General features: G+C 18.2%; 24 protein-coding genes and 3 tRNA genes. 16 read left to right on the top strand and 11 right to left on the bottom strand.

The features are described 5' to 3' along the window. The first annotated feature begins 20 nt into the window (after nt 1-20). Both rpsR and rplI read left to right on the top strand, forming a co-directional pair. Nucleotides 21-248 carry a 30S ribosomal protein S18 gene (gene rpsR, locus RJT18_RS01945; protein WP_343154761.1) on the top strand — a complete coding sequence of 76 codons (228 nt, stop codon included), beginning with the start codon at nt 21-23 and terminating at the stop codon, nt 246-248. Between the two features lie 37 nt (nt 249-285). After that, entirely contained in the window at nt 286-735 is a 450-nt protein-coding gene (rplI, locus tag RJT18_RS01940) for a 50S ribosomal protein L9 (protein WP_343154760.1), read from the top strand. 127 nt (nt 736-862) lie between these two features. Here the strand turns inward: rplI and rph are convergent, their stop codons facing one another. Beyond that, nucleotides 863-1,594 carry a ribonuclease PH gene (rph, locus tag RJT18_RS01935; protein WP_343154759.1) on the bottom strand — a complete coding sequence of 244 codons (732 nt, stop codon included), beginning with the start codon at nt 1,592-1,594 and terminating at the stop codon, nt 863-865. Nucleotides 1,595-1,653: 59 nt separating this feature from the next. Further along, a tRNA-Ile gene (locus RJT18_RS01930) sits at nt 1,654-1,726 on the bottom strand. 119 nt (nt 1,727-1,845) lie between these two features. Between RJT18_RS01930 and RJT18_RS01925 the strand changes: the two genes are divergently transcribed. Together RJT18_RS01925 and sbcB are read left to right on the top strand one after the other, a co-directional pair. Continuing rightward, a tRNA-Asn gene (locus RJT18_RS01925) sits at nt 1,846-1,918 on the top strand. A 30-nt stretch (nt 1,919-1,948) separates the two neighbouring features. Next, complete coding sequence (sbcB, locus tag RJT18_RS01920; RefSeq protein WP_343154758.1) at nt 1,949-3,382, top strand: exodeoxyribonuclease I; 1,434 nt, start codon at nt 1,949-1,951, stop codon at nt 3,380-3,382. Here the strand turns inward: sbcB and RJT18_RS01915 are convergent. After that, nucleotides 3,379-3,615: an oxidative damage protection protein gene (locus tag RJT18_RS01915; RefSeq protein ID WP_343154757.1), complete on the bottom strand. Its 237-nt coding sequence runs from the start codon at nt 3,613-3,615 to the stop codon at nt 3,379-3,381. The genes sbcB and RJT18_RS01915 overlap by 4 nt on opposite strands. Nucleotides 3,616-3,745: 130 nt before the next feature. Between RJT18_RS01915 and trmB the strand changes: the two genes are divergently transcribed. Continuing rightward, nucleotides 3,746-4,471, top strand: a complete 726-nt coding sequence (gene trmB / locus RJT18_RS01910; protein ID WP_343154756.1) for a tRNA (guanosine(46)-N7)-methyltransferase TrmB — start codon at nt 3,746-3,748, stop codon at nt 4,469-4,471. A 1-nt stretch (nt 4,472) separates the two neighbouring features. Here trmB and hemW read toward each other — a convergent pair whose 3' ends face one another. The 6 genes from hemW to dusA all read right to left on the bottom strand — a co-directional run bounded on the left by hemW (nt 4,473) and on the right by dusA (nt 10,144). Then, nucleotides 4,473-5,612 carry a radical SAM family heme chaperone HemW gene (hemW, locus tag RJT18_RS01905; RefSeq protein ID WP_343154755.1) on the bottom strand — a complete coding sequence of 380 codons (1,140 nt, stop codon included), beginning with the start codon at nt 5,610-5,612 and terminating at the stop codon, nt 4,473-4,475. 7 nt (nt 5,613-5,619) lie between these two features. Beyond that, on the bottom strand, nt 5,620-6,039 hold the full coding sequence (gene ruvX / locus RJT18_RS01900) for a Holliday junction resolvase RuvX (protein WP_343154754.1): 420 nt from the start codon (nt 6,037-6,039) through the stop codon (nt 5,620-5,622). 3 nt (nt 6,040-6,042) lie between these two features. Next, nucleotides 6,043-6,609 carry a YqgE/AlgH family protein gene (locus RJT18_RS01895; RefSeq protein WP_343154753.1) on the bottom strand — a complete coding sequence of 189 codons (567 nt, stop codon included), beginning with the start codon at nt 6,607-6,609 and terminating at the stop codon, nt 6,043-6,045. Continuing rightward, nucleotides 6,606-7,589: a glutathione synthase gene (gshB, locus tag RJT18_RS01890; protein ID WP_343154752.1), complete on the bottom strand. Its 984-nt coding sequence runs from the start codon at nt 7,587-7,589 to the stop codon at nt 6,606-6,608. The genes RJT18_RS01895 and gshB overlap by 4 nt, the downstream gene beginning before the upstream one ends. A 112-nt stretch (nt 7,590-7,701) precedes the next feature. Continuing rightward, entirely contained in the window at nt 7,702-9,096 is a 1,395-nt protein-coding gene (gene dnaB, locus RJT18_RS01885) for a replicative DNA helicase (RefSeq protein ID WP_343154751.1), read from the bottom strand. A gap of 64 nt (nt 9,097-9,160) precedes the next feature. Beyond that, nucleotides 9,161-10,144 (bottom strand): tRNA dihydrouridine(20/20a) synthase DusA, encoded by a 984-nt coding sequence (gene dusA, locus RJT18_RS01880; RefSeq protein WP_343154750.1) that lies wholly within the window; start codon nt 10,142-10,144, stop codon nt 9,161-9,163. Nucleotides 10,145-10,305: 161 nt separating this feature from the next. Here dusA and ssb point away from each other — a divergent pair, with 161 nt between their 5' ends. Further along, complete coding sequence (gene ssb, locus RJT18_RS01875) at nt 10,306-10,830, top strand: single-stranded DNA-binding protein (protein ID WP_343154749.1); 525 nt, start codon at nt 10,306-10,308, stop codon at nt 10,828-10,830. A gap of 72 nt (nt 10,831-10,902) precedes the next feature. Here the strand turns inward: ssb and RJT18_RS01870 are convergent, their stop codons facing one another. Then, nucleotides 10,903-11,628, bottom strand: coding sequence for a hypothetical protein (locus RJT18_RS01870; RefSeq protein ID WP_343154748.1), 726 nt, complete (start codon nt 11,626-11,628; stop codon nt 10,903-10,905). Nucleotides 11,629-11,992: 364 nt separating this feature from the next. Between RJT18_RS01870 and RJT18_RS01865 the strand changes: the two genes are divergently transcribed. After that, nucleotides 11,993-12,283: a NifU family protein gene (locus RJT18_RS01865; RefSeq protein WP_343154747.1), complete on the top strand. Its 291-nt coding sequence runs from the start codon at nt 11,993-11,995 to the stop codon at nt 12,281-12,283. A 55-nt stretch (nt 12,284-12,338) separates the two neighbouring features. On the opposite strand, the gene RJT18_RS01860 is transcribed toward RJT18_RS01865, so the two are convergent. Then, nucleotides 12,339-12,426, bottom strand: a tRNA-Ser gene (locus tag RJT18_RS01860). Between the two features lie 296 nt (nt 12,427-12,722). Between RJT18_RS01860 and aroK the strand changes: the two genes are divergently transcribed. From aroK to rpsG, 9 genes are all read left to right on the top strand, one after another. After that, nucleotides 12,723-13,256 carry a shikimate kinase AroK gene (gene aroK, locus RJT18_RS01855; RefSeq protein ID WP_343154746.1) on the top strand — a complete coding sequence of 178 codons (534 nt, stop codon included), beginning with the start codon at nt 12,723-12,725 and terminating at the stop codon, nt 13,254-13,256. Between the two features lie 34 nt (nt 13,257-13,290). Next, nucleotides 13,291-14,379 (top strand): 3-dehydroquinate synthase, encoded by a 1,089-nt coding sequence (gene aroB, locus RJT18_RS01850; protein WP_343154745.1) that lies wholly within the window; start codon nt 13,291-13,293, stop codon nt 14,377-14,379. Nucleotides 14,380-14,412: 33 nt separating this feature from the next. Further along, nucleotides 14,413-15,087, top strand: coding sequence for a ribulose-phosphate 3-epimerase (gene rpe / locus RJT18_RS01845; protein WP_343154744.1), 675 nt, complete (start codon nt 14,413-14,415; stop codon nt 15,085-15,087). An 81-nt stretch (nt 15,088-15,168) separates the two neighbouring features. Beyond that, on the top strand, nt 15,169-16,176 hold the full coding sequence (trpS, locus tag RJT18_RS01840) for a tryptophan--tRNA ligase (protein ID WP_343154743.1): 1,008 nt from the start codon (nt 15,169-15,171) through the stop codon (nt 16,174-16,176). Between the two features lie 209 nt (nt 16,177-16,385). Beyond that, a complete protein-coding gene (gene tusD / locus RJT18_RS01835; RefSeq protein WP_343154742.1) occupies nt 16,386-16,772 on the top strand; it encodes a sulfurtransferase complex subunit TusD in 387 nt (128 codons plus the stop codon). A 38-nt stretch (nt 16,773-16,810) separates the two neighbouring features. Beyond that, nucleotides 16,811-17,170, top strand: coding sequence for a sulfurtransferase complex subunit TusC (gene tusC, locus RJT18_RS01830; protein WP_343154741.1), 360 nt, complete (start codon nt 16,811-16,813; stop codon nt 17,168-17,170). A gap of 15 nt (nt 17,171-17,185) precedes the next feature. After that, nucleotides 17,186-17,473 (top strand): sulfurtransferase complex subunit TusB, encoded by a 288-nt coding sequence (gene tusB / locus RJT18_RS01825; RefSeq protein ID WP_343154740.1) that lies wholly within the window; start codon nt 17,186-17,188, stop codon nt 17,471-17,473. An 88-nt stretch (nt 17,474-17,561) separates the two neighbouring features. After that, complete coding sequence (rpsL, locus tag RJT18_RS01820) at nt 17,562-17,936, top strand: 30S ribosomal protein S12 (RefSeq protein WP_343154739.1); 375 nt, start codon at nt 17,562-17,564, stop codon at nt 17,934-17,936. 43 nt (nt 17,937-17,979) lie between these two features. Continuing rightward, nucleotides 17,980-18,450, top strand: a complete 471-nt coding sequence (gene rpsG / locus RJT18_RS01815; protein ID WP_343154738.1) for a 30S ribosomal protein S7 — start codon at nt 17,980-17,982, stop codon at nt 18,448-18,450. Nucleotides 18,451-18,464 lie beyond the last annotated feature (14 nt).

Raw genomic sequence — 18,464 nt, 5'->3', positions numbered from 1 at the left:
TTTTAAAGAGATATAAAAATATGGTTAGATATTTTAGAAGAAGAAAATTTTGTAGATTTACTTCAGAAGGAATAAAAGAAATAGATTATAAAGATATAAATTTGTTAAAAAATTATATTACTGAAAATGGGAAAATAGTTCCTAGTAGGATTACTGGAACAAAATCAAAATATCAAAGAAAGCTTTCTAAAGCTATAAAAAAAGCTAGATATTTATCTTTATTACCTTATACTGATAAACATAAATAAAAATATAATATAAAATTAGAAATTTATTAAAAATTAAATGAAAATAATATTATCAGAAAAAGTATTAAATTTAGGAGAAAAAGGAAATATAGTTGATGTTAAGCCTGGATATGCTAGAAATTTTTTATTTCCTAATAGAAAGGCTATATTAGCTAATAAAGAAAATATTAAAAAATTTAATGAAAAAAGAATTTTAAGTCAAAAAATAATAGAAAATAAAATTTCATTTTTTCATGATATGAAGATCAAGCTGGACAATTTAAAAAAAATAAGAATTTTTGCAAAATCTAGTAAGGACGGAAAATTGTTCGGTTCTGTAAATTCTAAAATTATTGTACATAATTTAAAAAAAATTGGAATAATAGTAAATAAAAAAAATGTTTATATAGAAAATAATTTTATAAAAAAATTAGGAACTTATAATGTTTTATTTAAATTACATAAAAATATAAAATCTAATATTTATATAGAAATTTTACCAAAATAAAGTATTTATTTATTATAAAAAATATATAATAAATTATTATATTCTTATATCTATTTTAATGCAAAAATTTTAAAAATAAAAAAAAAATTATTATAGATATAAGAAAAATGTTAATAAAATTTTATTATTAAATTTTTTTTATTATATCTTTTTGTTTTTTTATTAAAAAATTTATGTTTTTTTTTGCTATTGATATAAGATTGTATAGATCTTTTTCTTTAAAAGTTTTTGTTTCTGCTGTTCCTTGTATTTCTACTATTTTTTCATTTGAATCCATTACTATATTAATATCTGAATATGCTCTTGAATCTTCATTATAGTCTAAATCGCACATATATTCATTATCTACTATTCCTACAGATATTGATGCTAATAAAGTTTTTATTGGATTTTTTTTTAATATTTTTTTTTTAACTAATTTTTTGCATGCTATAGCCATTGCTATATAAGATCCTGTTATAGATGCAGATCTTGTTCCTCCATCTGCTTCTAATACATCACAATCTAATAAAATTGTTCTTTCTCCTAATTTTTTTAAATTTATAGAAGCTCTTAAAGATCTTGAAATAAATCTTTGTATTTCTATTGTTCTTCCTTTTTGTTTGCCTTGTATAGATTCTCTTATATTTCTTTTATGAGTTGCAGTAGGAATCATTCCATATTCTGCATTTATCCATCCTATTTTTTGTCCTTTTATAAAGAAAGGTACTTTTTCTTGTATAGAAGCATTGCATAGAACTGATGTATTTCCTATTTTTATTAATATTGATCCGTCAGAATGAGAAGTATAATTTTGTTTAAAAATTACAGGTCTCATTTCTAAAAATGATCTATTAAATAATCTTTTTTTGTTTGTCATTATATATAAAAAATATTTGTATTTTTTAAAATTATTGAAAATTATTTAAAAATTTTTTTTGGCCCTTGCTGGATTTGAACCAGCGACCTAACGATTATGAGTCGTGTGCTCTAACCACTGAGCTAAAGGGCCATCATATATATTATTTATAAATTATATTATATATAATTTTTTTTTTCTATATATATTTTTTTTTTTTTTAAAATAATTTGACATTAATAATTTATTAATTAATAATAATAATTATAATTTCCTCTGTAGTTCAGTTGGTAGAACGGCGGACTGTTAATCCGTATGTCACTGGTTCGACTCCAGTCGGAGGAGAAAAAATTATTTTTTATATTTTTTTAAAAAATGTTATTAAAAAATTTTTATTTTATTTTTTATGATTATGAAACTTTTGGAATTAATTCATATTTAGATAAACCATTTCAATTTTCTTGTGTTATAACAGATTTTAATTTAAACATTATTAGTCCTGATATTTGTTTTTTCTGTATTCCTTCTGTAGATTATTTACCTAACATAGAATCTATTTTTATAACTAAAATATCACCTTTAGATTTATTTAAAAAAAAATATTTTAATGAATATTTTTTTGCAAAAAAAATAAATAAAATTTTTTCTAAAAAAAATACGTGTATTGTAGGATATAATAATTTTAATTTTGATGATGAATTTACTAGAAATATGTTTTACAGAAATTTTTTTGATCCATATAGTTGGCATTGGAAGAATAATAGTTCTAGATTGGATATTTTAATAATGTTAAGAGCTTATTATTCTTTTAGACCTGAAAATATAAAATGGCCACAAAGAAATAAAAAAAAATGTGTTAGTTTTAAATTAATAGATTTTACAAGAGAAAATAATATTTTTCATAAAAAAGCTCATGATGCAGTTTATGATGTTCGTGCTACTATTTCTGTTGCTAAATTTTTAAAAAAAAAAAATAAAAAATTGTTTTACTATATATTAAAAATGAGATTAAAAAAAAATGTTTTATTAATAATAAATAAAAATATTTGGAAACCAATTTTTTTTTCTTCTAGTCTTTTTAAAACAAAAAATTTTAATTTGTCTACTATTTTATTTTTATTTATTCATCCTAAAAATTCTAATATAGCTGTTATGTTTGATTTATCTAAAGATATAAAATTTTTTATATATTATATTTGTAAAAAAAAATATTTAAATTTAAAAATTAAAAAATTATTTTTATTTGGAATTTTATTTATTTATATTAATAAATCTCCAGTAATTGCTCCATTATCTGTATTAAGAAAAGAAGATTTTAAAAGAATTAAATTTAATTTAGAAAATAAAATTAATAAAATATTGTATATAAAACGTAAATGGAATTTTTTTTTATTATTAAAAAATTTTTTTTTAGAGAAAGATAAAAAAAATGAAATAAAAAATCTTGATGTAGACATGAAAATATATGAAAATTTTTTTAATTATAATGATAGAAATATTATGAAAAATATTCATAAATTAGATATAAAAAAAGTATTAAAAAAAAAATTTTTATTTTATGATTATAGAATGAATGAATTATTTTTTAGATTTAAAGCAAGAAATTTTATTGAAATTTTAAATTCTTCAGAAAAAAAAAAATGGAAAAAACATTGTTTTGAAATTATAAATTATAAATTTTTAAATAAATATATAAAAAATTTAAAAAAAAAAATAAAAAAAAATTATTTTGATAATACAAAAATTTCTTTAATAAAAAATATATTTTTATATATAAAATATGTAGTAAATATTATAAAAAGATATTAATTATTTTTAAATAAAAATTTTATCATATAATTTTCTAATTTTTTTATGTCATCTTCATATATCATATTTAATTTATTTTCATTTATTAACTTTATTTCTTCTAGTTTCCATTTTTTCCATGCTTTTTCTGATATTTTATTATATATTTTTTTTCCTATTTTGCCAGGGTATTCTTGTTTTTTTTGTTTTTTTAATTTTTTTTTAAAAAAATGACATTTTATAATTTTGTTCATATATATTTTAAATATTTATATATTTTATATAATTTAATTATTTATATTATAATATATAGTATAAATATTTTAAATATTTTTTTATAATAAAATTATAAAAATTTTAATTGATTTTTCTTTGACAAAGAATATGAAAATAAAAAATAATTTAAAAAAAATAAAAATTTTAAAAAAAGAAATATATTTAAAAGAAATACAAAGTTTTGTTATTAGGAGAAAAAAATTAAGTAGTTTTAATATTTCAATTATAAGAAATTTTTGGAAAAAATTTTGTATAGAATTTTCTTATATAAAAAAAAAATATATATTTGAAAATTGTTCATATCCTATAATTTTAGATATAGGATTTGGAAATGGAAGAAAATTATTTTTTGATGTTGTGAAAAATTCTAAAGCAAATTTTTTAGGAGTTGAAGTATATATAAATGGAATTTTATATTGTATTAAAAAATGCGAAAAACATAATATAAAAAATTTAAAAATAATTTATTTTGATGCATTAAAAGTTTTAAAGTATATGTTATTAAATAATTCTATATTTAAAATTCAAATATTTTTTCCTGATCCTTGGAAAAAAAAAAAACATAATAAAAGAAGATTAATAAATTTAATGTTTTTGTCTTTAGTAAGATTAAAATTGATAAAAAATGGTATATTACATATAATGACAGATTGTAAATTATATTATAAATATATTTTAAAAAATATAAAAATTTTTAATTGTTTTAAAAAATTTTTTTTTATTGAAAATAAACATAAAAATTCAAATGTTAAATTTAATATAAATACTAAATATGAAAATATAGCTAAAAATAAAAAAAAAAACATATATAATATAATATATAAAAAAATTTAAATTATACAAATATTTCTAATAAATTTTCTAAAAAATTTTTTCCCTTTTTTGTAGTTTCTATTTTTTTTTTTATTATTTTTATATAACCTTGTTTTTCTGCTTTATAAATTTTTTTATAAATTTTATTTATTTTTATTTTTGTATATTTATAAAAATCTTTTATTGAAAATTTTTTATATAATCTAAATTTGTTCATAAAAAATTCTAAAATTTTTTCTTTTTCATTTACAACTATTATTTTATATAAATACTTTTTTGAATTATATTTTTTTATATTTTTTTCTTTAATTGTTCTTATTATTTTTCCATTTTTCATAGTTATTTTCCCATGAGCGCCACATCCTATTCCTATGTAATCTCCAAAATTCCAATAGTTCAAATTATGTTTAGATTTGTTATTTTTTTTTGAATAAGAAGATATTTCATATTGTTTATATCCATTATTCTCTAATATAATTTTTCCATATTTTAATATTTTAAAATAAATTTTTTCTACAGTATTTTTTATTTTTCTTTTATAAAAAATAGTATTTTTTTCTATTTCTAATTTATACCAAGAAATATGATTTGGATTTAATTTACAAGCAATTTTTATATCAACTAGAGCTTCGTATAATGATTGATTAGGTAAACTATGAATAATATCTAAATTTATTTTAGTATTTTTATTTTTTTTACATTTTTTTACTATTTTTATAGCTTCTTTACATTTATACATTCTTTTTAATAATTTTAGTTTTTTATTATTAAAAGTTTGTATTCCTATAGATATTCTATTTATTCCTATTTTTTCATAAAATACTATATTTTTGTTTTTTACAGTTTTAGGATCCATTTCAATAGTTATTTCAATATTTTTAGAAAACTTTACTATTTGTTTTATTTTCTTTAATATTATATATATTTCTTTATGTGTTAATATTGTAGGAGTTCCTCCTCCTATAAATATAGTATTTATTTTTCTTTTTCTAATTAGTTTAGTATCTTTTTTAAGATCTTTGCACATATTTTTTATATATTTTTTAATATACTTTTTTTTTTTTTTTACGTTAAAAATTGAAATATTAAAATTGCAATAAGGACATCTTCTTATACACCATGGTATATGTATATATAAACTTAAATATATTTTTTTTTTCATATTTATATTATTTTTTTTTATAAAATACTTTTAAAAACCAACTTTCTAGTATTATTAATGCTGATGTAGAATTTATTTTATTTTTAGTTAAATTATTAAATCCTTTTTTAAACAAAATTCTTTTAGCTTCTATAGTGCTTAATCTTTCGTCATGCATATGAACTCTTATATTAAATTTTTTACTAATTTTAAAAGCAAAAATTTTTGTTTTTTTTGTAAATTTTTGTTCTGTGCCATCCATGTTTAATGGAAGACCAACTATTATAGATTTTGGATTCCACAATTTTATTATTTTTTCTATTTCTTTCCAATATATATTTTTATTTTTTATTTTTATAGAATTTAATATATTTCCTGTATTAGTTATTTTTTGTCCTACAGCTACACCTATATTTTTTGTTCCATAATCGAAGGATATATAGTTCATTTTTTATGCATGCCCAAAATTTATTGCAATTTTTTTTATATCAGCTCCTAGTATTTTTGCTGCTTCATCCCATTTTTTTTTCATAGGAACTTTGAACAAAACATAACTATTTGCTGGAGCTGTAAGCCATGAATTTTCTAATAATTCATTTTCTAATTGATTTTTTTTCCATGAACAATATCCTAGTGCTACTAGTATATTTTTAGGATTTTCTAGTTTTTCTATAGACTCAAGTATATCTTTAGAAGTAGTTATTAAAGTTTCTTTAGAAACTTTTATACTTGATGAAAATTTTTTTTTAGAAGAATGTAATATAAATCCTCTGTCTCCATATTGAGGACCTCCTAAAATAACAGGTTTATTTATTTCTTTATTTGCTTTTTTTATATCTTTTATTTTTAATTTTATTAATATATCTTTTATTTTTAAATTTTCTATAGGTTTATTTATTATTATTCCCATAGTTCCATTAGAATCATGTTTACATATGTATATAACTGATTTTTTAAAAAATGGATCTTCTATACCTGGCATAGCTATTAAAAAATGGTTTTGTAATACTGGTTTCATTTTTTATACCTATTTATATTTTTTATATTTTTTTTTAATACTTTTTTTTCTAAACAGTTTAATAATATTTTTGAAATAGAAATTTTATAAAAATCTTCTATTTCTCTAATACATGTAGGACTTGTAATATTTATTTCTGTTAATTTATTCCCTATTATATCTATTCCTGCTAATATTATACCCTTTTTTATTAAAAATTTACCAACTATTTTAGATATTTTAAGATCTTCTTTATTTATTTTTTTTAATTTAATTTTTCCACCTGCAGCTATGTTTCCTCTATTTTCTCCTTTTTTTGGAATTCTATGAACACACCATTTTATTGGAATTCCATTTATTATTATTATTCTTTTATCTCCATTTAATATTTCTTTTATATATTTTTGTGATATGCAATATTTAGTTTCTTTTTGTGTCATAGTTTCAACTATTACAGAAAAATTTTTGTCTTTTTCTTTTACTCTAAATATTGAATGTCCACCCATTCCATTTAGTGGTTTTATAATAATATCTTTATTTTTTTTTATAAATTTTTTTATTGTATTTTTTTTTGAAGTTATTAATGTTTTTGGAATAAATTTTTTAAATTCTATACTAAAAATTTTTTCATTAAAATTTCTTAAGCTGCTTGGTTTGTTAACTACTATTGCTCCGTTTTGCTCTGCTTTTTCTAAAATGTATGTTGAATAAATAAATTCCATATTTACTGGAGGATCTTTTCTCATAAGTATGATATCTAATTTAGACAATAAGATAGTTTTTTTTTTAATTATTTTAAACCATTTTTTTTTATTTTTTTTTACATTTATAATTTTTGTTTTAGAATATGCTTTATTTGAATATATATATAAGTCTTTTATTTCCATATAATATATAATATAATTTCTTTTTTGTGATTCGAGTAATATTGAAAAAGTAGAATCTTTTTTTATATTTATATTGTTTATAGGATCCATTACTACTCCTATTTTTATTTTCATAATTTATCTCATAATATTTTTTATTTTTTAAAATTATGTATATTTTTCATTATAATAATATTTTTAAAAAATTAAATTATTAGTTTAAACATTTTTAATATAATTAATATTTTTATTTATATTTTATTCCAGAATAATTATCAAATCTAGACCAATGACCATTGAATGTTAACCTAATAGTTCCTATAGGACCATTTCTTTGCTTTCCTATTATTATTTCAGCTATTCCTTTAAAATCACTATTTTCATAATATACTTCATCTCTATATATAAACATTATTAAATCTGCATCTTGTTCTAAAGAACCTGATTCTCTTAAATCTGAATTTAAAGGTCTTTTGTCTGCTCTTTGTTCTAGTGATCTATTTAGTTGAGATAAAGCTATTATTGGAACTTCTAATTCTTTTGCTAATGATTTCAATGTTCTAGAAATTTCCGCTATTTCTAATGTTCGATTCTCTTTTATAGAAGGTATTTTCATTAATTGTAAATAATCTATCATAATAAGACTAATTCCTTTATTTTCTCTATATATTTTTCTAGATCTAGATCTTATTTCTGTTGTAGTTAATGAAGAAGAATCATCTATATATATATTTTTTTTTTTTAATAAAATATTTATTGTACTAGATATTCTTGACCAATCTTCATCATTTAATTTTCCGGTTCTTATTTTAGACTGGTTAACTCTGGATAATGATGATAGTATTCTTATCATTATTTGTTCTACAGGCATTTCTAAGCTAAATATTAAAACTGGTTTTTCATATATCATAGCTACATTTTCACAAATGTTCATAGCAAATGTAGTTTTGCCCATTGAAGGTCTAGCTGCTATTATTATTAATTCTGATTTTTGTAATCCTGATGTTTTTTTATTTAAATCTTGATATCCAGTATTTATGCCAGTTATATCTTCAATTGGAGATTTCATTAAATTTTCTATATTAGATATAGTAGAATCTAATATTTGAACTATATTTTTAGGTCCTGATTTTTTTCTTGTTCTACTTTCAGAGATTTTAAATACTATAGATTCAGCATAATCTAATAAATCTTCACTATTTCTTCCTTCTGTATTATATCCTGCTGATATCATTTTATTAGCTGCTAATATTATTTCTCTTATTATTGCTCTTTCTTTAACTATGTTAGAATATGCTTTTATATTTGCTGTACTTGGGGTATTTTTAGATAGTTCTGCAAGATAAGAAAATCTTCCTACCATTTCTAGTTTTTTTTTTTGTTCTAAAGATTCTGATAAAGTTATTAAATCAATTGGATGTTCTAAATCTAATAAATTTTTCATTTCATTAAAAATTATTCTATGCTGAATTATAAAAAAATCTTTTTCTACTATTATTTCTGATACTGTATCCCATTTATTATTATCTAACATTAATCCACCTAATATAGATTGTTCTGCTTCTATAGAATGAGGTGGTATTTTTTTATTATTTTTTCTATTTTTATATAATTTTTCAAATATTTTTTTATTTTTTTCCATTTAAAATATCTAATTATTTTTTTATATGTTATTTATGTTTATTGTAATTATGTTATATTATATTTTATAATTTTTTATGCTTTATAAAATTTTTATATTTTTTAAAAATTTTTTTAATATTTTTTTTTTGATTTTTTTTTGATAATATCATTTTTTTCCATATATAAGAATAAGGTTTATTTTTAAAAATATTTATAATATGTCTAGTAATTTTATACATAGGAATTTTTTCTGATACTTTTTTATTAATATATTTAAATATTTTATATAAAATTTTTTTAGATTTATATTTTTTTTTATTATATATTTTATTGTCTACTGATTTTAAAATCATAGGTTTTTTATATATGTTTCTTCCAAGCATAACACCATCTGTATATTTTAAATGAATTAAAGATTCTCTTACGTTTTTTATTTCTCCATTTATTATTATTTTTAGATTTGGAAATTCTTTTTTTATTTTATAGACCAAATTATAATTTATTTTTGGTATTTTTAAATTTTTTTTTGTGCTTATATTTTCTAATATTGCTCTTCTAGCATGTATAATAAATATTTTACATGTACTTTTAGTAGATATATTATATATAAATTCTTTTAAAAATTTATAATCATCTTTTTTGTTTATTCCTATTCTAGATTTTATGCTAATTTCTATTGGAGTATTATTTGATATATTATTTATTGAGTTTATTATAATTTTTGGTTGTTTCATTAATATTGCTCCAAAATTTCCTTTTTGAGCTCTTATTGATGGGCATCCTATGTTTAAATTTATATATTTATAATTTTTTTTATAAGAAATTTCTGCACATTTTGATATTTCGTTTTCATTTGAGCCAGATATTTGTATTGCTATAGGGTTTTCTTTTTTTTTATTATATATAAATTTTTTAGATTTTTTTAATATTTCATTAGTAGATATCATTTCTGTAAATAATAGAGTTTTTTTACTAATTATTCTATATATTTTTCTGCAGTATTCATCAGTATATCCAAACATTGGAGCTACGCAAAATCTATAAATATTATTTTTTTTTTTAATCATTTTTTATAGTATAATATTAATTTGAAAATTTTATGTATTTTTTTTTAAAATAAAAATATTTTTTATATTATCATTTATGTTATTTTTTTTAAATTTAAATTTAAAACTAAAATTAAAAATATATAAAGTTTTTAATTTTTTAATTTATTTTAGAGGATTTTATGGCTAGTAGGGGAATAAATAAAGTAATATTAATAGGTCATTTAGGTCAAGATCCTGAAGTAAGATATATGACAAATGGAGTAGCGGTTGCTAATATGAATATTGCTACTTCTGAAATATGGAAAGATAAAAATACTGGTGAAACAAGAGAAAAAACAGAATGGCACAGAATTGTTCTGTTTAATAAATTAGCAGAAATAGCAAGAGAATATTTAAGAAAAGGCTCTCAAGTTTATATAGAAGGATCTTTGCAAACTAGAAAGTGGCAAGATCAAAATAATATAGATAGGTATACCACTGAAGTTGTTGTAAATATAGGAGGTACTATGCAAATGTTAGGAACAAGAAATAGTAACTCTGTTAAATCTTCAACAAAAGAAAATTCTGATTTAAAAAATTCAGATTCTAAAAAACAAAATATTTTAAAAAAAAATGATATTAAAGAAAATGAAAATTATTCTAAAAAAGATATTTTGTTAAATGAAAGAAATGATTCAGAATTTGATGATGAAATTCCTTTTTAACATTATTTATATGTAATTTTGTTTAGAAATTAGAATTTATAATTTAGACATTCTAGTTTTTAAACAAAAAATTTATTTTTTTTTTAAAATATAATTTATTATTTTTGACAATTGTTTTGTATGAGTTAAAAATGGTATATGACTAGATTTTTTTATTACAAAATATTCATTATTTTTTTTTATATAAATATTTTTATATATTTTATTAGAAATTAAAGTATCTAATTCTCCATATATTCTAAATATTTTAGATTTAGAATTTTTTATTAATTTTCTAATATCTATTTTTAACATTATATTAAAACATTTTTTTATACTATTTTTTTTAGGTATTTTTTGATTTGTTAATATTTTTTTTATAAATTTTTTATTTTTTGTATTTTTTATAAAAAAATTTTTAATTGTTTTTTTATAATTTTTTAATAAATTTTTTAAAATATTTGAAATTTTATTTTTTTTTATTCCTTCCCATGATTTTTTTTTTAAAAAACATGGAGAAGAGCATATTGTTATAATTTTAGATTTTTTATTATAATTATTTAATCCTATTTGCATTACAAATAGTCCACCTATAGACCATCCTATCCATATGGAATTTTTATTAAAACTTTTGTACATGTAATTTACTATATAATTAAATTTTTTTTTATTAAGATTGTTTTTTTCCAAAAATTTACATATTTCTAAAATAAATATGTTATATTTATTTTTTAAATGTTTTATTAAATTTTTCCATATTTTTTTTGTTATTCCCCATCCATGTACTAATATAATATTTTTTTTTTCTTTTTTTTTCATTTTTTTTTAAAAATCAGTTATTAAGAAATTTTTATATGTTATATTATTATAATAATATTAAAAAAAATGTATTGGAAATTTATATGATTACTATTTTTAAAAGTGCTGAAATATATTTAAAAAAATTATTATTAAAAAAAAAAATACACAAATTAGAATATTTGCAAAGAATTTAGGAACATATAAAGTTAAATTTGGAATAGTATATTGTGATATTAAAAATATTACAAAAAATGATTTAGTTTTTAATTTTGATGGTTTTTCTGTATATGTAAATAAAAATGATTATATTTATTTAAAAAATTCTAATATTGAATTAAAAAAGAAAAATACTGCTTTTAATTTGGTTTTAAATGTTCCTAATATGTGCTCAAAAAAAGATTATAAAAATTTTAATTTAGAAGAAAAAATAAAATTTTGGATAAATAATGAAATAAATCCAAATTTGTCTGTTCATGGAGGAAGTATCACATTTGTTAAAATAGATGAGAAAAAATATGTTTTTTTAAAATTCTTAGGAAGTTGTAATGGATGTTCTATGTCTAATTTAACATTAAAAAATTTTATTGCTAAACAAATATTAAAAAAATTTCCAGATATAAAAGATGTTAAAGATGTTACAGAACATGTTCATGGAAAACATTCATATTATTAATTTTTTTTAAAACGAAAACAAAATTTTGTTTATATAAAAATATTTATATAAATTTAGGTGAGAAAGGGATTCGAACCCTTGATACAAAAATTTTGCATACACGCTTTCCAGGCGTGCCCTTTAAGCCTCTCAGGCATCTCACCAAAACAAATTTATTATAATATAATATTTATACAAATAAAAGTTTTACTTTATTTATTTTATTATTTTTTATTTTTATAAAATTATTATAATAATAAAATAATTTAAAAATAAATTTTTTTTTTAAAAAAAAATATTTTTTTTAAAAAAAAATAGTTTAATTTTTAAAATTATAATATAATTAAAATTATTCTATTTTTTTTTAATAATATTTATTTTGTTAACTATATTAATTAGTATTTTTGATTTTTTTATATTATTATTATTAAATTAATTTGTATTTTTATAAAATAAAATTATGTTAGAAAAAAGAAATATTTTTTTAGTTGGCCCTATGGGGGCTGGAAAGAGTACTATAGGAAAGCAATTAGCACAAAAGTTAAATATGGATTTTTATGATTCAGATAAAGAAATTGAAAAAAGAACTGGAGCTGATATAGCTTGGGTTTTTGATGTAGAAGGAGAAAAAGGATTTAGAATTAGAGAAAATAAAATAATAGATGAATTAACTAAAAAAATAGGTATAGTTTTAGCTACTGGAGGTGGATCTATAGTTTCTGATAATATTAGAAACATATTATCTTCTAGAGGAACTGTAGTCTATTTAAAAACTACCATAGATAAGCAACTTATTAGAACTAAAAGAGATAAAAATAGACCTTTATTAAATAAAAAAAATATATCTAATCGTGCTATTTTAGAAAATTTAGCAAAAGAAAGAAATCATTTATATAAAAATATATCTGATTTAGTAGTAGATACAGATAAAAAAAGTGCTAAATCAGTGGCATTACATATTTTTAAAAAATTTAAATCAAACAATTTTTTATAATATATTTTATATTTAAAAATTAGGATAAAATATTTTGGAAACATTAGAAATATCATTGAGTAAAAATAAATATTATGTAAAAATAGGTTATAATATTATTAACAATAAATTTTTAATTTCTGAATTAAAAAAATTTAAAAATTCTATTTTAATAACTAATATAACTATATATAAAATTTATAAAAATAGTGTTATAAATGATTTAGAGGAATTAAATATTATTAATGAAAAAATAATATTAAAAGATGGAGAAATACATAAAACATTTGATTCTATTAAATTAATTATAGAAAAACTTATAAAATTAAATTGTGGAAGAGATATTACATTAATTTCATTTGGAGGTGGCGTAATAGGAGATATTACAGGATTTGCTGCATCTATTTATAAAAGAGGAATTAAATATATAAATATACCAACTACTTTATTGTCTCAAGTAGATGCTTCTATAGGAGGTAAAACAGGAGTTAATAATCATCTTTCTAAAAATGTTATTGGAACATTTTATCATCCAGAAATTGTAATAATTGATTTAATATTTTTAAATACTTTATCTAAAAAAGAAATTGTTTCTGGTTTTTCTGAAATAATAAAGTATGCAATTTTATTTGATAAAAATTTTTTTTACTGGATTAAAGATAATTTTAATAACATGCTCATGATGAATAGAAAAATTTTATTAGAATGTATTAAAAAATCTTGTAAATTTAAAATAAAAATAATTTCTAAAGATGAAAGAGAAAAAAATTATAGAATGTTATTAAACTTAGGACATACTTTTGGTCATGCAATAGAATCTTTTACAAAACATAAATGGTCACATGGTGAATCTGTTTCAGTTGGAATTGTAATGTCTACTATGTTTTCTAATTTTTTAGGAAAAATTTCTTCTTTAGAAATGAATGAAATAATTAATTTATTAAAATTATTAGGTCTTCCTATATTTGGTCCTAAAAATATGAATTCTAATGATTATCTAAAATATATGTTAAGAGATAAAAAAAATATTTGTAGTAAAAAAATTAGATTAATAATTCCAGAAAAAATAGGAAAATGTATTTTAACAGATAATATAGATACTAATATTTTAATTAGATTTATTAATAAAAACTTTATAAATTAATTTTTTTTGTATAAACATTTAGTGTAAAATTTTATGAAAAAATTTTTTATTGTTCCATCTATTTTATCAGCTAATTTTGCTAATTTAGGTAATGAAATAAAAAATGTTATAAAATATGGTGCTGATTTAATTCATTTCGATGTTATGGATAATAATTATGTTCCTAATTTAACATTTGGTCCTGTTGTTTTGAAATCTTTAAAAAAGAATGGAATAAAATTTGATACAGACGTTCATTTAATGACAAATACAGTAGATACCTTAATACCAGTTTTTGCAAAAGAAAAAGTTAAATTTATAACTTTTCATCCTGAATCTTCTATTCATATAGATAAAACTATATCTTTAATAAAAAGCTTTAAATGTAAAGCTGGATTAGCTATAAATCCTTCTACTTCATTAAATTGTTTAGAATATACTATAGATAGATTAGATTTAGTTTTAATAATGTCTGTAAATCCAGGTTTTGGAAAACAAGAATTTTTAACTTATACATTAAAAAAAGTTGAAAAAGTTAGAAATTTAATAAATAAAAAAAATCTTAATACTATATTAGAAGTAGATGGTGGAATTAAAAAAAATAATATATCAGATTTATTGAATGCTGGAGCTAATTCATTTGTAATAGGTTCTGAAATTTTTTGTTCTATAAATTATAAAAAAACTATTTTTGAAATTAGAGAGATTATAAATAAACATTTTATTTAAAATTTTTATATCATTTTTTTTATTTTTAATATTAAAAAAATGTATTTTTTAAAAAATTTATCTTTATTTATAATAATATTTATGAAAAAAAAAAATAAATCAAAAAAAAAAATGTTTAGTGCAATTCAACCTACAGGATTTTTAACATTAGCAAATTATTTAGGAGTTTTAAAACATTGGAAATCTATGCAAAAAAAGTATAAATGTATTTTTTGTATTGCTGATTTACATTCTTTGACTAATTTAAATAAAAACATTGATATAAAAGAAAATACGTTAGATACTTTAGCTTTTTATTTAGCTTGTGGTGTTAATCCTGATAAGAGTATAGTTTTCATTCAATCTCATGTAAATGAACATTGTAAGATAAATTGGATATTAAATTGTTTTTCTTATTTTGGTGAATTATCTAGAATGACTCAATTTAAAAATAAATCTAAAAAAAATGTAAATATAAATATAGGTTTGTTTAATTATCCAGTTTTAATGATGTCAGATATATTATTATATAATAGTAATTTTGTATTTATAGGAAATGATCAAAAACAACATTTAGAACTTACTAGAGTAGTAGCTAATAGATTTAATAATTTGTATGGAAATATTTTTACTATTCCTAATAGTATAATTTTTAAACAAGGTTCTAAAATTATGTCTTTACAGGATCCTAGTAAAAAAATGTCTAAATCTGATAAAAATAATAAAAGTAGTATTTTTTTATTAGATAGTAAATCAGAAATTTATAAAAAAATAAAATTTGCTTCTACAGATTCTGATAATCCTTCTAAAATATTATATAATTTAAAAAAAAAACCTGGAATATCTAATTTATTAAACATTTTTTCTATATTAAGCAATAATACTATTTTAGAATCAGAAAAAATTTTTAATAATTGTAATTATTATAAATTTAAAAAAATATTATCTAATATTATTTATAAAAAATTATATAGTTTGCAAAAAAAATATTTTTATTTTAGAAAAAAAAAAGAATATTTATTAGAAATATCTAAAATAGGTGCTGAAAGAGCTTCTATAGAATCAGAAAGTATAATAAGAACTATAGAAAAAAAATTTTTTTTTGTATAAAAATTATTTTTTTAAATAATTAGTATTTTTTAATAAAAATATATATTTATAAAAAAAAGAATTTAAAATTTTTTATATATTTTATATTTTTTAAATTTTATTAATAAAAAATAATATTGTTATTATAATTTTTATATAAATAAAATATTTATTTTTTATAATGTTGTATATTATAAAATTATATAATATTTTTTTTATTTTTTTATATTATGAAATATACTATATTAGTTACTGGTCCTTGTTATGGTACACAAAATTCTATTAGTTCTTTTTTGTTTTCTAAAAATTTAATTTTAAAAAAGCATAAAATAAAAAGTATATTTTTTTATTCAGATGGTGTGTATAATTCTAATATTATGAATTTTTCTAATTATAATGAAATTAATTTATTAAAATGTTGGAAGAAATTGTCTAATAAATTTAATATAAATCTTAAAATATGTATAGGATCTTCTTTAAAAAGAGGAATATTAACTAAAGATTTTGCTATTGAAAAAGGAATAAATTTCGTAAATATAGATTCGTCCTTTAAAATTTCTAGTTTTTCTGAATTAGCTAAAGATATTATTTCTTCTGAAAGAATAGTACAATTTTAAAATTGTTTTTAAATTTTGTTAATTAATGTTAATAATATATGAAAAAAATAGCTTTTTTGTTTTCTAAATCCCCTTATGGAAGTAGTAAATGTCAAGATTTGTTAGATTTGTCGTTATCAATATCTTTTTATTTTGAAGAAATAGCATTATTTTTTGTTGGAGATGGTATATTTCAGATATTAAAAAATCAGAATCCAAAAAAAATTTTTTCTAACAATTTTTCTAAATCTTTTTCTGTATTTAAATTATGTAAAGTATCTAATATTTATTTATGTAAAAATTCTTTAAAACAAAGAGGAATTATATCTTATAAAAATTTTTTTATGAATACATTTATTTTAAATAGTAAGTTATTTAAAAATAAGTTGGATTTGTTTGAAGCAGTTATAAACTGTTAACATAGGTAAATTATTATGTTGCATGTATTAACAAGTTCTCCTTTTTATATTGATATTAATGTTTTGTTAGGATTAATAAGTGAAAAAGATGATTTTATTGCTATTCAAGATGGAGTAATAATTTCTATAAAAAATAATATATTTTTAAAAAAAATTGTTAATTTGTCTAAAAATTTATATGTTTTAAAAGAAGATTTAGAAGCTAGAGGTATTTTAAAATTTGTTTCTAAAAATTTTTCTATAGTAAATTATTTTCATTTTGTTGATTTAACTGTAAAAAACAAATCTCAAATAAAATGGTAATATTTATATCTTTTTTTAACATTTTATAATAAATTTAATAAAAATATTTTTTTTGAAATGTGTCTAAATAGAGAGAAAATAATATTTTATGACTACTATAAATCAATTAGTTAGGAAATCTAGAAAAAGAAAGATTTGCAAAAGTAATGTGCCTGCTTTGGAAAAATGTCCTCAAAAAAGAGGAGTATGTACAAAAGTATATACTACAACTCCTAAAAAACCTAATTCTGCTTTAAGAAAAGTTTGTAGAGTTAAACTTACTAATGGTTTTGAAGTTACAGCCTATATAGGTGGTGAGGGTCATAATTTACAAGAACATTCAGTAATTTTAATTAGAGGAGGTAGGGTAAAAGATTTACCTGGAGTAAGATATCATGTTGTTAGAGGTTCTTTAGATTGTTCTGGTGTAAAAGATAGAAAGAAGAGTAGATCAAAATATGGTACAAAAAAAATAAAATCTTAATTACACAAGATTTTTTTATAAATTAAAATTATGAGAGACTAATATGTCTAGAAGAAAAATTGCTGAAAGTAGAAATGTTTTACCTGATACTAAGTTTTTTTCTGATACTATATCTAAATTTATAAATATAGTTATGGTGAATGGAAAAAAAACTGTAGCTCAAAATATTGTTTACAAATCATTAGAATTTTTATCTAAAAAAACTAAATTAGATGAATTAGAATCTTTTAAATTAGCATTAAAAAATGTTAAACCTGTAGTAGAAGTAAAATCTAGAAGAGTTGGAGGATCTACTTATCAAGTTCCAGTAGAAGTTAGACCTTTAAGAAGGAACACATTAGCTATGAAATGGATAATAAATGCAGCTAGGAAAAGAAAAGACAAGTCTATGTGTTTAAAACTTTTTAATGAACTTAATGATGCTATTAATAAAAAAGGTGATGCTATAAAAAAAAAAGAAGATGTTCATAAAATGGCTGAATCTAATAAAGCCTTTGCTCATTATAGATGGTAAAAATTTTATTTTAT

The organism is Buchnera aphidicola (Pseudoregma panicola) (assembly GCF_039376655.1).
In the GTDB taxonomy this organism is placed as follows: Bacteria; Pseudomonadota; Gammaproteobacteria; order Enterobacterales; family Enterobacteriaceae; genus Buchnera_G; species Buchnera_G aphidicola_C.
Note: the sequence above shows the minus strand (reverse complement) of the source record. Positions and strands in the feature narration are given on the sequence as shown.

Bases quoted from the DNA above. Each gene is read 5' to 3' on its own strand.
- rpsR (WP_343154761.1), top strand. From the start codon at position 21: ATGGTTAGATATTTTAGAAGAAGAAAATTTTGTAGATTTACTTCAGAA.
- rplI (WP_343154760.1), top strand. From the start codon at position 286: ATGAAAATAATATTATCAGAAAAAGTATTAAATTTAGGAGAAAAAGGA.
- rph (WP_343154759.1), bottom strand. From the start codon at position 1,594: ATGACAAACAAAAAAAGATTATTTAATAGATCATTTTTAGAAATGAGA.
- sbcB (WP_343154758.1), top strand. From the start codon at position 1,949: ATGTTATTAAAAAATTTTTATTTTATTTTTTATGATTATGAAACTTTT.
- RJT18_RS01915 (WP_343154757.1), bottom strand. From the start codon at position 3,615: ATGAACAAAATTATAAAATGTCATTTTTTTAAAAAAAAATTAAAAAAA.
- trmB (WP_343154756.1), top strand. From the start codon at position 3,746: ATGAAAATAAAAAATAATTTAAAAAAAATAAAAATTTTAAAAAAAGAA.
- hemW (WP_343154755.1), bottom strand. From the start codon at position 5,612: ATGAAAAAAAAAATATATTTAAGTTTATATATACATATACCATGGTGT.
- ruvX (WP_343154754.1), bottom strand. From the start codon at position 6,039: ATGAACTATATATCCTTCGATTATGGAACAAAAAATATAGGTGTAGCT.
- RJT18_RS01895 (WP_343154753.1), bottom strand. From the start codon at position 6,609: ATGAAACCAGTATTACAAAACCATTTTTTAATAGCTATGCCAGGTATA.
- gshB (WP_343154752.1), bottom strand. From the start codon at position 7,589: ATGAAAATAAAAATAGGAGTAGTAATGGATCCTATAAACAATATAAAT.
- dnaB (WP_343154751.1), bottom strand. From the start codon at position 9,096: ATGGAAAAAAATAAAAAAATATTTGAAAAATTATATAAAAATAGAAAA.
- dusA (WP_343154750.1), bottom strand. From the start codon at position 10,144: ATGATTAAAAAAAAAAATAATATTTATAGATTTTGCGTAGCTCCAATG.
- ssb (WP_343154749.1), top strand. From the start codon at position 10,306: ATGGCTAGTAGGGGAATAAATAAAGTAATATTAATAGGTCATTTAGGT.
- RJT18_RS01870 (WP_343154748.1), bottom strand. From the start codon at position 11,628: ATGAAAAAAAAAGAAAAAAAAAATATTATATTAGTACATGGATGGGGA.
- RJT18_RS01865 (WP_343154747.1), top strand. From the start codon at position 11,993: ATGTGCTCAAAAAAAGATTATAAAAATTTTAATTTAGAAGAAAAAATA.
- aroK (WP_343154746.1), top strand. From the start codon at position 12,723: ATGTTAGAAAAAAGAAATATTTTTTTAGTTGGCCCTATGGGGGCTGGA.
- rpe (WP_343154744.1), top strand. From the start codon at position 14,413: ATGAAAAAATTTTTTATTGTTCCATCTATTTTATCAGCTAATTTTGCT.
- trpS (WP_343154743.1), top strand. From the start codon at position 15,169: ATGAAAAAAAAAAATAAATCAAAAAAAAAAATGTTTAGTGCAATTCAA.
- tusD (WP_343154742.1), top strand. From the start codon at position 16,386: ATGAAATATACTATATTAGTTACTGGTCCTTGTTATGGTACACAAAAT.
- tusC (WP_343154741.1), top strand. From the start codon at position 16,811: ATGAAAAAAATAGCTTTTTTGTTTTCTAAATCCCCTTATGGAAGTAGT.
- tusB (WP_343154740.1), top strand. From the start codon at position 17,186: ATGTTGCATGTATTAACAAGTTCTCCTTTTTATATTGATATTAATGTT.
- rpsL (WP_343154739.1), top strand. From the start codon at position 17,562: ATGACTACTATAAATCAATTAGTTAGGAAATCTAGAAAAAGAAAGATT.
- rpsG (WP_343154738.1), top strand. From the start codon at position 17,980: ATGTCTAGAAGAAAAATTGCTGAAAGTAGAAATGTTTTACCTGATACT.